Origin of the sequence: Paraburkholderia diazotrophica (assembly GCF_900108945.1) — a bacterium.
Lineage (GTDB): Bacteria > Pseudomonadota > Gammaproteobacteria > Burkholderiales > Burkholderiaceae > Paraburkholderia > Paraburkholderia diazotrophica.
The window spans coordinates 1-13,233 of the sequence record NZ_FNYE01000031.1; the positions used below are offsets into that span (position 1 = coordinate 1).

General features: G+C 60.3%; 9 protein-coding genes and 3 pseudogenes. 9 read left to right on the plus strand and 3 right to left on the minus strand.

Annotation, left to right across the window (positions count from 1 at the left end; translation table 11 throughout):
* Positions 1-172: 172 nt before the first annotated feature.
* Both BMW76_RS29095 and BMW76_RS29100 read right to left on the minus strand, forming a co-directional pair.
* Positions 173-1,317: pseudogene (locus BMW76_RS29095) on the minus strand (IS3 family transposase); the annotation flags it as partial.
* A gap of 393 nt (positions 1,318-1,710) precedes the next feature.
* Positions 1,711-2,661, minus strand: coding sequence for a LysR family transcriptional regulator (locus BMW76_RS29100; RefSeq protein ID WP_090871555.1), 951 nt, complete (start codon positions 2,659-2,661; stop codon positions 1,711-1,713).
* A 139-nt stretch (positions 2,662-2,800) separates the two neighbouring features.
* Between BMW76_RS29100 and BMW76_RS29105 the strand changes: the two genes are divergently transcribed.
* From BMW76_RS29105 to groL, 9 genes and pseudogenes are all read left to right on the plus strand, one after another.
* Positions 2,801-4,231, plus strand: coding sequence for a sulfatase-like hydrolase/transferase (locus BMW76_RS29105; RefSeq protein WP_090871692.1), 1,431 nt, complete (start codon positions 2,801-2,803; stop codon positions 4,229-4,231).
* Positions 4,232-4,277: 46 nt separating this feature from the next.
* Positions 4,278-5,579: an MFS transporter gene (locus BMW76_RS29110; protein ID WP_090871557.1), complete on the plus strand. Its 1,302-nt coding sequence runs from the start codon at positions 4,278-4,280 to the stop codon at positions 5,577-5,579.
* A gap of 16 nt (positions 5,580-5,595) precedes the next feature.
* Positions 5,596-6,987, plus strand: coding sequence for an FAD-binding oxidoreductase (locus BMW76_RS29115; protein ID WP_090871559.1), 1,392 nt, complete (start codon positions 5,596-5,598; stop codon positions 6,985-6,987).
* Positions 6,988-7,085: 98 nt separating this feature from the next.
* Positions 7,086-7,507, plus strand: a pseudogene (locus BMW76_RS29120) (IS66 family transposase); the annotation flags it as partial.
* A gap of 216 nt (positions 7,508-7,723) precedes the next feature.
* Positions 7,724-8,365, plus strand: coding sequence for a plasmid pRiA4b ORF-3 family protein (locus BMW76_RS29125; RefSeq protein ID WP_245763420.1), 642 nt, complete (start codon positions 7,724-7,726; stop codon positions 8,363-8,365).
* 58 nt (positions 8,366-8,423) lie between these two features.
* Positions 8,424-8,808, plus strand: a pseudogene (locus tag BMW76_RS42050) (integrase); the annotation flags it as partial.
* A gap of 150 nt (positions 8,809-8,958) precedes the next feature.
* Positions 8,959-9,675 (plus strand): DUF4396 domain-containing protein, encoded by a 717-nt coding sequence (locus tag BMW76_RS29135; RefSeq protein ID WP_090871561.1) that lies wholly within the window; start codon positions 8,959-8,961, stop codon positions 9,673-9,675.
* Between the two features lie 811 nt (positions 9,676-10,486).
* Positions 10,487-10,777 carry a co-chaperone GroES gene (gene groES / locus BMW76_RS29140; RefSeq protein WP_090871563.1) on the plus strand — a complete coding sequence of 97 codons (291 nt, stop codon included), beginning with the start codon at positions 10,487-10,489 and terminating at the stop codon, positions 10,775-10,777.
* A 43-nt stretch (positions 10,778-10,820) separates the two neighbouring features.
* A complete protein-coding gene (gene groL, locus BMW76_RS29145) occupies positions 10,821-12,461 on the plus strand; it encodes a chaperonin GroEL (RefSeq protein ID WP_090871565.1) in 1,641 nt (546 codons plus the stop codon).
* 145 nt (positions 12,462-12,606) lie between these two features.
* Here groL and cysC read toward each other — a convergent pair whose 3' ends face one another.
* On the minus strand, positions 12,607-13,194 hold the full coding sequence (cysC, locus tag BMW76_RS29150) for an adenylyl-sulfate kinase (RefSeq protein WP_407669036.1): 588 nt from the start codon (positions 13,192-13,194) through the stop codon (positions 12,607-12,609).
* Between the last annotated feature and the right edge of the window lie 39 nt (positions 13,195-13,233).

Consider the following 13,233-nt stretch of genomic DNA (forward strand, 5'->3'; position numbering starts at 1 on the left):
TGAGGTTGACCCGGTTCAGCGGACAGATCTGCAGTCAGAGATTGAATGTGATTTAGCCTCCATTGGGCGTTGAGCAGCGGGTTGTCCACGGACGGGCAGCGGGGCGCCTCTCTCGCCCATGACGCTGCCCGGCGGTGGGCAACCCGCGATGCGATGTCGGTTGATGTGGCGCATGCAGGTTTTCAAATTCGAGCGGCGAGCAATAACCGATGCTGCTGTGCAGGCGGCGTACGTTGTACCAGCCTTCCAGGAATGAGAACACACTTCGACGCGCCTGTTCATGAGTTGCGAAGTGCTCGCACGACAGCAACTCTGCTTCAAGTGTGCCGAAGAACGACTCACACATCGCGTTGTCATAGGCGTCGCCGGCCGTCCCCATTGACGGTTGCACGCCGGCCTCGCGACAACGTCGGCCGAAGGCAATGGACGTGTACTGGCAGCCTTGGTCCGAATGCAGAATCACACCCTCGTGGTGTCGCTGCAGCAGTGCCATGTCGAGCGCACGCAGCATCAGTTCCGTGTACAGATGGTTCGACATCGCCCAGCCCACAATGCGCCGGCTAAACACATCGAGCACCACAGCGAGATACAGAAACCCCTCGCCGGTTGGAATGTAGGTGGCATCTGCCACCCACAGCACGTTCGGCGCGTCGGCGCTAAAGTGCCGGCGTACCAGATCGGGTGCACGTCGTGCCCCCGCACGCGGCCGTGTGGTACGTGGCCAACGCCGGCGGCTGGCGCCACACAGGCCGGCCATGCGCATCAGACGCGCTATCCGCTTGCGCCCAACGTGCATGCCTTCGCGCGCCAGTTGCGCATGGATGCGTGGCGCGCCATACGTGCCGCGCGAACTCGCATGCAGCGTACGGATGCGTGCCAGCAGTTGTGCATCACTGCCAGCATGCTGCGATGGCTCGCGTATCAGCCACGCGTAATAGCCGCTCGTCGAGACCCCGAGCAGCCGCGCCATCGTGGCTATGGGCCAGCGGGCCCGGTTCGCTTTCATGAATCCGTACCCTTCGGTGGCACGGTTCCCGTCTCCCGCGCGAACCAGGCCGCCGCGTGAGAGAGGATGTCGCGCTCCATTTTTAACTGGCGATTCTCACGGCGCAGCCGCGTAAGTTCCTGCCGCTCGGCCGTGGTCAGCCCGTCATGACGCACCCCCGCATCACGATCGGCTTGCGCAACCCAGTTGGTGATGGTCTGCGCCGTCGGTTCGAACTCGCGCGCGAGTTCCTGCGGTGTACGCCCGGCCTTGACCAGTTCCACCATCTGCGCCCGGAATTCCGCCGGGTACGGTGTGCGAGTCTTGCCCATTTCGGCACCTCCTGTAAAAGGATAGGTGTCCGTTTTTGCGGGTCAACTTCACTACGAGGGCGCATTCAAAGGGAACGGCCCGGTATTTCCTCCCGCTTCGGGCAAACGCAGACGATGTGGCAGCAGAGGCGCGTAGCCGTATTGAGGACGACATTGAGCAACTGGCGGGGGTGGCGGAATGACGGACCCGCGCTACAGCGATGCTCCGGCCTATGTGCGCGATTATGCTTGTCCGAGTAATCAATTGATGATCGCCCGTTGGCGTTCGATAACACCACGGCTTGACGTATCGAGCAGCGCATGGACGCGCTCAAGGTGTGATCGTTTCAGGACTACGCTGCGATGATCGAGGATGACAACGGGGTTGATCGATTCTATTGGGGGCCGCCAGCCTTACGCTAGCAGCAATGTTGAGATCCGCTTTTCAGCTACCTCAATACAAGTTAGCGCAACGGGCAAGACAGGATTCGCCGACGTATGGTTATAGAACAGCTGCACCGTCTCCAGAAAGCGAGTCCCGTCTAAAGGAAGGATCACCAGTTTCTCGCGATTGACGCCTCGCCGCGCGACTGCAAGCGGCATCAGGGCAAGAAACGGATACGCGGCGATCATCGCTTCGTTCGCTTGCAATGAAATGGATTGCACGCAGCCATCAGGAAACTCAAGTTCGCGTTCGTGCATCCACACTTGCAGCGCGAGAAAGGTCGGCGCTTCGCGCGGCGGCAGGATCCACGGCAGCCCCGCGAGGTCAGACGCGCCGATCGTGCGGCGCGCCGCGAGCGGATGCTCGCGCCCGCAGACCACGACGATCGGATCATTCAGAACAGCATGCGAAGCAAATGCCGCCGCTTCGGCGCGCGGCGGCCCCGTGCGGCTAAGGACGAAATCGAGCGCGCCCGCGGCGAGCAACGGAAACAGGCGGTTGCTGGTGGCCTCGTAAAAGCTCACGTTCACATGCGGCGCGCGCTTTTTCAGTTCGATCACGAGCTCCGGTGCGAAAACGGGCATCACCGTCGCGACCGCGCCCACCGAAATCTTGCCCGAGATGCCGCTGGTCAACGCGTCTACCTCGAAGCGCGCCTGTTCGAGCTGATGAAACACCTCGCGAGCGCGCTTCATCAGCGTCTCGCCGACGGGCGTAAAGAACAGCCGGTTGCCGACACGCGTCAGCACGGGCACGCCCAGGCCCGCTTCCAGTTCCGCAAGCTGTTTCGATACAGCAGGCTGCGTCACGTTGAGCTTTTCGGCGACGAGCCGGATTTGCCCGAGGCTGTCGAACATTGTGAGCAGGCGCAGGTGACTGAGTTTCAGCCCGGCCTGAAAAAAGCGCTCGATCGGATCCATAGAAGATGGACTGTCGGAAAGCGAATAACCAATAGTTATTCGCTTTACAAAAAATGTCAATTGCCCGTCATACGCCTTTGGACCACTATGGGCCGAAGGAGACGCAGCAATGCAGAGCACAAGCCGCTTAGACAGCACGATGAAACCCACAAACGTTCTTTTCATCCTGTCCGACGAACATCAGCACAACCTGATGGGATGCGCCGGACACCCGCTCATCAAGACGCCCGCGCTCGATGCGCTCGCGCAGCGCGGCACGCGCTTCAGCAACGCCTACACGCCGTCGCCGATTTGCGTGCCGGCGCGCGCGAGCCTCGCGACGGGGCGCTATGTTCACGACATCCGCTGTTGGGACAATGCAATCGCATACGACGGCAGTTCGCCGGGCTGGGCGCAGCATCTGTCGGCGAGCGGTGTGCTGACGGAATCGATCGGCAAGTTGCACTACAAGGCCGAGGCGTCGCCCGTCGGCTTCCGGAAGCAGCACCACGCGGTGCATATTCTCGATGGCATCGGCCAGGTGTGGGGCTCGGTGCGCAATCCGATGCCCGAGACAATGGGCCGCTCGCCGCTCTACGACAAGATCGGCCCGGGCACGTCCGACTACAACCGTTTCGACATGCGTGTCGCCGATACGGCGTGCGACTGGCTTGGCGAGCACGCCGACGACACGAAGCCGTGGGTGCTGTTCGTCGGCCTCGTCGCGCCGCATTTTCCGCTCGTCGTGCCGCAAGAGTTCCTCGATCTGTACGATCCGGGCGAGATCGACCTGCCGGCGCTGCATCCGTCGACAGGTTACGTGCGGCATCCGTGGGTCGAGCGTCAGGCGCGGCATATGGATCACGACGCCGCGATCGGCAGCGATGAGCGCCGGCGTCTCGCCGTCGCGTGCTATTACGCGCTCGTGTCGTTTCTCGACGCGCAGGTCGGCAAGGTGCTCACTGCACTGCGCGAGAATGGGCTCGACGAATCGACGACGATCATCTACAGCAGCGACCACGGCGACAATCTCGGCAAGCGTGGCATGTGGAACAAATGCCTGATGTACCGTGAATCGACAGGTGTGCCGATGATCGTCGCCGGCCCGGGTGTTCCGGCGGGGAAGGTGAGCGAGACGCCAGTGTCGCTGGTCGATATCCAGAATACGCTACTCGAATGCACGCGCTGCGATGCGGCGCTGATCGACGGTCCGGGCGAGTCGCTGGTTGAACTGGCATGCGCGGAAGACGTACCTGATCGGCTCGCGTTCAGCGAATATCATGCCGTCGGCTCGGAGAGCGCCGCCTACATGCTCGCGGACAGCCGCTACAAGTATCACCATTACCTTGGCATGCGGCCGGAACTGTTCGATTTAAAGAACGACCCTGAAGAGCTGCACGATCTTGCGCCGTTGCCCGAATACGCCGGCGTGCTGGCGCATTTCGAAACACAGCTTCGCGCGCTGCTCGATCCCGAAGCCGCCGATGCCGCCGCAAAAGCCGATCAGGTCAGATTGGTGGAAGCATTCGGTGGCCGCGACGCGGCGCTGAAAACGGGGACGCCCGCTGCGACGCCCGTACCGGTCGAATAGTGCGTGTCGTAGATCCACAGATAAATACGATGACGGAGACAACTCGATGACCTCAGCAGACATTGCGGCGGTGCCCCGCCAGCCAGCGATCAGGCGAAAGTGGAAGACGGTGATACTTGCGAGCCTCGGCGGCTCGCTGGAGATCTACGACTTCATCATCTACGGTGTGTTTGCGCGTGAGATTGCGCGGCAGTTTTTTCCCGCCGCCGATCCACTCGCGTCGCTGATCAGCACGTTCGGCGTGTTCGCGATCGGCTATGTGTCGCGTCCGTTGGGCGGCATCGTGTTAAGCAGTCTCGGCGACCGCTTCGGGCGGCGCGTGATTTTTCTCGTGTCCGTGCTGGCAATGTCGGCGGCGACGATCGGTATCGGACTGATTCCGGGCTATGCGTCGATCGGTGTGATGGCGCCTGTGTTGCTCGTGCTGCTGCGTCTCGCACAAGGCTTTTTCCTCGCAGGCGAATTGCCTTGCTCGATTACGTACGTCGTCGAGGAGATTCCGGGGCGTGCGAGCCTCGTCAGCGGACTTGTGATCTTCTGCCTGAATTCCGGCGTGCTGACTGCGACGCTAATCAGTCTCGCGCTGCACTCGACGCTCGATGCCGCCGATGTGCTCGCGTACGGCTGGCGCATTGCGTTCATCTTCGGCGGCGTGATCGGACTCATCTCGTACTGGCTGCGCACGTCCCTCGAAGAATCGGGCGAGTATCAGCGGCTCAAGAGCCACAAGGTCAAGCGTCCGTTCAGGAAAGTGCTGACCGATTACCCGAAGCAAGTCGCGATCGGAGTAGGCGTGGCCGGGATCGTGAATGCCTCGAACAGTCTGCTTTTTGTGGTGCTGCCTTCGTACCTGACGACCGTCCTGCACTATGCGCCAACCGCTGTCAGCGGCGGGCAGAATCTCGGTATCGCGACTATGTCTGCGTCGCTTCTCTTCTTCGCGTGGCTCGGCGATTCGGTGCCGTCGCGGCATTGGCATCGCATCGGGTCGCTCGTGATGCTGCTCGGCAGCTATCCGTTTTACCGGCTCGTGGCCGCGCATGAGATCGATCCGCTGTTTGCGTTCGTGATCATCGGCATGGTGGGCGGCTCTGTAAACGGCGCGTACGCGTATCTGCTCGCCGACCTCTTCCCGACCAACGTGCGTTTCAGCGGCATCGCGCTGTCGCTCAACCTCGCGACCGTGATTTTTACAGGCATTACGCCGCTAGTCGTCACGCAACTGCTTCATCACACGGGCGCATTGACAGCGCCTGGCATCTTTCTGACGGGCGTCGCGCTGATCGCGTTGATTGCAGGTGCTTTCATCGGCCGCTTCGGCGGACAGATTGAACGCGCGACGACCTGAGCGGGAGACCAGAAACATGCATGCACAGGATACGGACGCGCTGCACCTCGCACTCGTCGAAGCACTCGGCGCGGATTGCGTGTCGCTCGATGCCGCCGTTGCCGAAGCGCACGCCGGCGACTGGAGCGACGCACCTCGCATGCGGCCGCGCATGACCTTGCTGCCGCGCACGCCTGAAGATGTTGCGCGCGCATTGCGCGTGCTGGCGAAGCATCGACAAGCTGTCGTCGTACAGGGCGGATTGACTGGGCTGACGGGCGGTGCGACGCCGCAAGCGGGCGAGGTCGCGCTGTCGCTTGCGCGCGTCAATGCGATCGAATCGTTCGACAGGATCGGCGGAACGCTGACGGTGCAGGCCGGGGTGCCGCTGGAACAGTTGCAAACGTTCGTCAAAGCGGAAGGCTGGTTCTTTCCGCTCGATCTTGGTGCGCGCGGCACGTGCCAGATCGGCGGTAACGCGGCGACGAATGCGGGCGGCAATCGCGTGATCCGGTTCGGCACGATGCGCGAGCTGATTCTCGGACTCGAAGTCGCGCTGCCCGATGGCACGATGCTGTCGATGATGAACCGGGTCACGAAGAACACGACAGGTGTCGATCTCAAGCAGCTTTTTATCGGCTCCGAAGGCATGCTGGGCGTAATCACTCGCATCGTGCTCAAACTGGAGCCGAAGCCGTCGACGGCCAACACGGCGTTGTGCGCGGTCGCATCGTTCGATGACGCGGCGCGGCTTCTCAAGTATCTGCGCGCGCGGCTCGCAAGTCTCTCTTCGTTTGAGCTGATGTGGCAAGACTTCATGAGCGCGGCGATGGATATTGCCCATTTGAAGGCGCCGTTCGGTGACGCGTATCCCGCGTACGCGCTGGTCGAAACGCTGGGCGAATCGGATGACGACGACAGGCGCGCGCTCGAACAGTCGCTCGAACGGATGCTTGAAGAGGGCATCGTTCAGGACGTGATCATTGCGCAAACCATCGACCACGCAAAGCAGTTGTGGGCATACCGCGAGACCGTCGGCGAATTGCTGTCGAAGCTCAAGCCTCATGCGGCGTTCGACATCGGCATACCGATGGACAGGATGGAGCGCTTGGTGGAGGATGCGCGAGCTTCCTTAAGCGAACGATTCCCGCAGCAAACGCATCTGTTCTTCGGCCATCTCGGCGATGGGAATCTGCACCTGCTTTCGGGTCCGTATGCGGACGCTACCGACCTGCTGCAAGTCGAAGAGCTGATCTATGCGGCCGTGAGTAAAGCGGAAGGCTGCATTTCCGCCGAACATGGCATCGGGGTGATCAAGGGGCCGTTCCTGCACTACAGCCGCTCAGAGCCAGAAATCGAATTGATGAAGAAACTCAAGGCGCTGTTGGACCCGACGGGGATTCTTAACGCGGGGCGTGTGATGAAGTAAGGTCAGGCATGCGCCTTATGCCGAACTCGGCACAAGGCGCACGCCCGTCATACTTTCGTCGATGCGCTCACGGCATGAAGAAATCTGGCGGCGGTGCCGCGCAGACACTGGAATACTTCAAGGCGCTGTATCAGGTCGAGGCGCTGGCCAAAGCCGATCTGCCCGAAGGGGAGACGCGCGTTGACTGTACCGGCTGCGCCAGCAGCATAGCGCGCCACTGCTCGAAGCATTCAGGAAGTGGCTGGATGAACAGGAGCCGCCGGTCCTGCCAGGAAGCTTGCTGAACAAGGCGATCTCATACACACCCAACCAGTGGAACTATCGTAGCCGGTATGTGAGCGATGGGCGTGCGCCGGTCGGCATAACGTCATCGAGCGCGACATCTGGCCATTCGTCCTCACGGCTGTCCAGCGATACAGTTGCCGGCGCAAAAGCGAGCGCGATGGTCCACAGCCCGATGCTCATTTGTCGGGCCTGCAATGTCGAAACCTACGCATACCTCGTGCATGTGCTCACCGAATGACAGCAACGACCGCCCGACGGACATCACCGATCTCCTGCCGTTCAACTTCGCGAAACACCCAACCCAACTGCGGCAGTGAAAACCCATTTGATCCAATGCGTAACAGGTCCCGTCCAGTGCGCAGCTCCGGCGCCTTCGCGCAAACTTCGGCGGTCGACAATCCGATCGCGACTTGTACGTTTGCATGTCACTGGACCCGCAGGACGGGCGATAATGCGAGTCCTCTGGGTCAAATGCAATGCTCCGCTCAAATCCATTGCCAAGTCCTACACCATCTACACGCTTCATGCGCAGATCCGTGATATCGAACCTCCCGTATGGCGACGAATCCGGGTCGACGGCAACATCACCTTGCGCAAGCTGCATCACATCCTGCAAGCGGCCTTCGGGTGGACCGACTCCCATCTGCACGACTTCGAGATAGACGAACGTACTTACGCAATGGGCGACAACGACAACATGCTCGATTTGTTCGCTGAAGATCCTGAACTGCTGGATGACCGCAAGGCACGACTACACGGACTCATCTATCAAGGACATCGTTTCCTCTATCGATATGACTTCGGTGATGATTGGCATCACGACGTCCACGTCGAAGAAGTCGCGCGGACCGACCGGGAACCTCACAGCGAAGCATGGATTCTCGCTGGACAACGAGCATGTCCGCCGGAGGATGTTGGCGGTACGCACGGATATGACGAGATGTTGCGTGTTCTGAGCCAGCATCCGGGGAGCGACCAGGCCGAGGAGTACGGGACATGGGCTGGCGACGACTTCGATTCCGAACGGTTTGACCGACGCGCGGCCAATGCAACCCTCCTGAGGATGGCGTGGAACAACTGGGGCAAAAAATAGCTAACATTCACTGCTGAGCGCTACTTTTAGCGATCTGGTGTGTCTTAATCTAGCGCCCACGTTCATGCAGCAGAAAAGTCAACGACTAATGCAGTGTGAAATCATGGAGCAAACTTGGCAGAGTGTCACAGCCTGATTTTCTGAGCGAGCACTGAAGCCCGTGGACTTTCTCTTTCCGAGCCGGCTTCATGCCTCACCGCATGTGTCGACACGCCAGTACGCCCGCATCGTTCACCGTCGGGTCGCATCGATCGGACTCGATGACGCGGCGTACGGCACTCGCACGATGCGCCGCGCGAAGGCTTCGCTGATTTATCGAAGCACCAAGAATCTGTGCGCGGTTCAGTTGCTGCCAGGCCATATCAAGCTCGAAAGGTCCAGTGCAATACCTCGGGATTGAGGCGGACGACGCGCTTGAGGTTGCTGAGCAAACCGAAGTCTGATTCCTTCATGACCGGGGAGGGGACGCTTGCCGGCCCATGACGCGACATTCGGCCCATCAGATTAACGACCAGGAGACGGCGAACACCCGTCACAGGACGGAACGCGCCTTGCTGTCGGCTTCGCATTTGAGCCCGCCAGCGCGAACAGCTATGACTTACGGAACCTCCTTCCCGCCTTGGCTGAACGCGCTTTCGGCCATCTGGATCATTTTGGGCGCCATTTGTGCCGTCGCTATCGTGGTTGACGAAGTTCGACATCCACAGAAGATGTGGATCATGAATGTCGTCTGGCCGCTAACGGCGTTATTCGGCAGCGTCCTATGGATTGCCGCCTATTACGCGTGGGGACGAAATGTTGCTGGTGCCGGAAGGGAGACCGACGCGCAGCCGTTCTCCGCGATGGTGATGAAAGGAACGAGTCACTGCGGCGCCGGCTGTGCGCTCGGCGACATCATCGTCGAATGGACCGCTTTCGCATTTCCCCCTTTGGCAGTCTGGTTCGGGTGGCACACTGCGTTCGCCGAAAAGACGTTTGCTGTCTGGATCCCCGACTTTATCGTCGCCTTCCTGCTCGGCATCGTGTTTCAGTACTTCACGATCAAACCAATGCGCGGGCTGTCTATAGGCGCAGGTGTGGTCGCGGCCGCCAAGGCGGATATCGCGTCAATTACTGCGTGGCAGGTCGGCATGTATGGACTTATGGCCATCATCCAGTTCCTGTGGTTCAAGCCGGCTTACGGGGGAATTGCGAAGGTTGCGAGCCCGGAGTTCTGGTTCGCCATGCAACTCGCCATGCTTGCAGGATTCGTAACCAGCTATCCCGTTAACTGGTGGCTGATCCGTTCAGGTTTGAAGGAAAAGATGTAAATCTGCATCGTCGTCCTGCGTTGTAAGTCGGATCGCCGGGTCTCGAACGCGACAGGCACCGTGCCGAAATCATATGCGTGAATGGCGTGTCCCGACGACTCGACTGGAAGAGCGGCCCGGTGCGCCGCGCGATGCATCGGCAGACATAGAGGTCGAGGCCATGCATAGAGACCGAGGCTCATGCCGCCCGTTGAGCCATCGTGCGCGGACGGCAGCCCGGCTCAGCGGTTCAAACAGCGTGGGTAACTCCGCGGCCGGAATCAGCGCGCCCGGGCTTGAGACGTCGAGCGTAAGCACACCACCTGGTCCTATGCGTCCACGCTGACGGGCCTCCGTGCCGTATTGGACCGCACTCGTCAGCAGGTGTCGGGATTTTCACACTGGTGCATGCCATGTCCGATGATCTGCTGCTCACGGCGGAGCTCCGTGTTGGCTAAGCCTCTTGCGGGACAGAGGAGCAAGGGTTTTTACTGATGCTGTGCGGGCTGCGTCATCGCGCTTGAAATGCGACGGGCCGGACGTTACGCCTGCTGCGTCACACGACGACGGTTCGTGATCGCAAGTTATTGTATCTGCGAAACATTTTGGCCTTGAACGGCACACTCGAAGTTCAAACCTGAGTGAAAAAAGATCAGCGTTACATGAACCTCGACACCTCGAAAACTGATTCGACGCCCCTTCTTGAAAATGTAATTCCCCGTCCATATAATTAGCACTCACTGCACGAGAGTGCTAACAACTTCGCCGGCTGGCTCAGCCAGTTGGCTTTTTCCTCAGCGTACTTCAGTCCCAATCAAGAGAGGATATATCCATGAACCTTCGTCCTTTGCATGATCGCGTGATCGTCAAGCGTCTGGATCAGGAAACCAAGACCGCATCGGGCATCGTGATCCCCGACGCAGCAGCAGAGAAGCCGGATCAAGGTGAAGTGCTGGCCATCGGCCCGGGCAAGCGCGACGACAAGGGTAACCCGATCGCGCTTGACGTGAAGGTCGGCGACCGCGTCCTGTTCGGCAAGTACGCAGGCCAGACCGTCAAGGTCGAGGGCAGCGAACTGCTGGTGATGCGCGAAGAAGACATCATGGCCGTTGTCAACAAGTAAGCACTTGTTCCGGTTCATTCTCAAGAATTCAAGGAGTTAGAAGATGGCAGCTAAAGACGTCGTATTCGGCGATTCCGCCCGTGCCAAGATGGTTGAAGGCGTGAACATTCTTGCCAACGCAGTGAAGGTCACGCTGGGCCCGAAGGGCCGTAACGTTGTTCTCGAGCGCAGCTTCGGCGGCCCGACGGTCACGAAGGACGGCGTGTCGGTCGCGAAGGAAATCGAACTGAAGGACAAGCTTCAGAACATGGGCGCGCAAATGGTCAAGGAAGTGGCTTCCAAGACCAGCGACAATGCCGGTGACGGCACGACGACGGCAACCGTTCTGGCCCAGTCGATCGTTCGCGAAGGCATGAAGTACGTCGCATCGGGCATGAACCCGATGGACCTGAAGCGCGGCATCGACAAGGCTGTCGCTGCAGCAATCGAAGAGCTGCGCAAGATCAGCAAGCCTTGCACGACGAACAAGGAAATCGCGCAAGTCGGCGCGATTTCGGCGAACAGCGACACGTCGATCGGCGATCGCATCGCTGAAGCAATGGATAAGGTCGGCAAGGAAGGCGTCATCACCGTCGAAGACGGTAAGTCGCTGCAAGACGAGCTGGACGTCGTCGAAGGCATGCAGTTCGACCGCGGCTACCTGTCGCCGTACTTCATCAACAACCCGGACAAGCAAGTCGCCGTTCTGGAAAACCCGTTCGTGCTGCTGCACGACAAGAAGGTGTCGAACATCCGTGATCTGCTGCCGGTTCTGGAGCAGGTCGCGAAGGCTGGCCGTCCGCTGCTGATCATCGCTGAAGACGTCGAAGGCGAAGCGCTCGCGACGCTGGTTGTCAACAACATCCGCGGCATCCTGAAGACCGTCGCTGTGAAGGCTCCCGGCTTCGGCGACCGTCGCAAGGCAATGCTGGAAGATATCGCGATCCTGACGGGTGGTCAGGTCATCGCTGAAGAAACCGGCCTGTCGCTGGAAAAGGCAACGCTGCAGGAGCTGGGCCAGGCGAAGCGCATCGAAGTGGGCAAGGAAAACACGACGATCATCGACGGCGCTGGCGAAGCAGCGAGCATCGAAGCGCGCGTGAAGCAAGTGCGCACGCAGATCGAAGAAGCCACGTCGGACTACGACCGTGAAAAGCTGCAAGAGCGCGTGGCGAAGCTGGCTGGCGGCGTTGCAGTGATCAAGGTTGGTGCCGCGACCGAAGTCGAAATGAAGGAAAAGAAGGCACGTGTCGAAGACGCACTGCACGCAACGCGCGCAGCTGTGGAAGAAGGCATCGTGGCGGGTGGCGGCGTCGCGCTGATCCGCGCTCGCAGCGCAATCAGCGGCGTGAAGGGCGACAACGCCGACCAGGACGCAGGCATCAAGATCGTGCTGCGCGCGATGGAAGAGCCGCTGCGCCAGATCGTCACGAACGGCGGCGAAGAAGCCAGCGTCGTGGTGGCGGCAGTTGCCGGCGGCAAGGGCAACTACGGCTACAACGCAGCAACGGGCGAGTACGGCGATCTGGTCGAAGCGGGTGTCGTCGATCCGACGAAGGTGACGCGCACGGCGCTGCAAAACGCAGCTTCCGTCGCTGGCCTGCTGCTGACGACGGACGCAGCTGTCTGCGAACTGCCGAAGGAAGATGCACCGATGCCTGGCGGCATGCCCGGCGGCATGGGCGGCATGGGCATGGACATGTAATTTCCGGCAACGGAAATATATGCGGGAAGTGCGCCGCAAGGCGTGCTTCCCAAAAACAGAAAACCCGCAGCGATGCGGGTTTTCTGTTTGCGCTTCCGGGAGGCAATCCGTGTTTTGGCCGTCCGATGCCGCGATGTCGATTGCTTCAGCGAGCCAACAGGAAGTGCGCGCACAGGTGATCAAGCACATGCGACACACTGGCCATTTCGGTCTGCACGGCTGTATCGATGAGAAGATCGGGATTCTCAGGCGATTCGTAGGGTGCCGACACGCCGGTGAACGAGCCCAGGGTTCCCGCGTGCGCTTTCGCGTAGAGACCTTTCGGATCGCGCTTGGCGCAATCGTTTGCCGAAGCGGACAAATAAGTTTCGACAAACCGCTCGCGTCCGATGATGTCGCGGGCCATCGCTCTGTCGTCGCGCATCGGGGAAATCAGCGCGGCAATCACGATCAGGCCAGCGTCGTTCATCAGTTGCGCGACATGCGCAACCCGGCGGATATTTTCCCGGCGGTCTTCCTTCGAAAAGCCAAGATCGCTCGTCAGACCGTGACGAACATTGTCGCCGTCGAGCACGTAGCATGCATGACCCATCGACATGAGCTCGCGTTCCAGATGAAACGCGATGGTCGATTTGCCGGCGCCCGACAGGCCAGTCAGCCAGACGGTGACGGGCTTGTGCCCGAACTTCAGGGCACGGTCGAGTTCCGTTATCGTTCCATTGAAACGTTGCACAAAACGTTGAATGCGTTCTGCAGGTACCGCGCTGTTCCC